This window comes from Halomonas sp. BM-2019, from assembly GCF_017584085.1.
Map to the genome: position 1 here is coordinate 1,968,380 of NZ_CP071922.1, position 1,196 is coordinate 1,969,575.

Here is a 1,196-nt window from a genome sequence, read left to right on the forward strand (position 1 = left end):
TATGGCCCACCTCAATACCACGTGCGATCCCAAGGGTTCCGTTACCGTCCGGACTTGGGTCTCCTGCGACGACGTTGCGCAAGTCGGCCACTTCTGGAAGGGCCACATCCCGCTCCCAGTTAATTCCGAAATAGTGGAAGCCGTCTTCGTTCGCACCCGCAGAGAAATCAGCCATACACGCAACACTGCGATCAACAATGCATGGGATACCAAGACCGACTGGGCCGAGTGAACCGGGGCCGGCGCCAATGACTTCACGAATTTTCTCGTCACTGGCAAATTGCAGTGGTGACCCCACCTTCGGGTGTTTTGCTGCTTTAATATCATTGAGGGTGTGGTCGCCACGAATGATCAGAGCCACTAACTTATTGCTTGGTTTTCCCTCGTCATCCGCACCGTGAACAATCAATGTCTTTACGGTTTGCTCAATGGCTACATCAAATTGCTCAACAAGTGCAGCGATGGTTTTTGCGTTTGGTGTAGCTACTTTTTCTAAGTCGCGTGATGCAGTAGGTGCAGTATCCGAAGGCGCAACAGCCTCTGCAAGCTCAACGTTCGCGGCATACTCTGAGCTGTCTGAAAATGTGATATCGTCCTCGCCAGAGCCCGCGAGTACGTGGAACTCATGGGAAACACTTCCACCAATGGAACCGGTATCGGCAATGACCGGGCGGAAATCGAGGCCTAGTCGCGAGAAAATATTGCAGTACGCCTGATACATGGCTTGATATGTATCTTCAAGCGACGCTTGTGTCGTGTGGAATGAGTATGCATCTTTCATGATGAACTCACGTGAACGCATGACACCAAAACGAGGACGAATTTCATCACGGAACTTGGTTTGGATTTGGAACAGGTTCATCGGCAACTGTTTGTAGCTGCTGATTTCTTTACGAACCAGTTCACTGATAACTTCCTCGTGCGTTGGACCTAATACGAAGTCACGTTGATGCCGATCTTTCAAGCGCAGAAGCTCTGGACCATAGTCTTCCCAACGACCGGACTCTTCCCACAAGTCAGCGGGCTGAACCATTGGCATTAAGATTTCGATGGCTCCCGCTTTTTCCATTTCCTCACGAACCACTTGCTCAACCTTACGAAGCACACGTAAGCCCGTCGGTGTCCATGTGTACAGGCCCGAGGCCACCTTGCGGACCATGCCCGCACGGAGCATAAGTTGATGGCTAATGACTTCT

Annotated in this window: 1 protein-coding gene; it reads right to left on the reverse strand. The window is 51.3% G+C overall.

Annotation, left to right across the window (positions count from 1 at the left end; translation table 11 throughout):
* Positions 1-1,196: proline--tRNA ligase (locus J5F18_RS09880; protein WP_346302066.1), on the reverse strand; the 1,196-nt coding region annotated here is incomplete at both ends.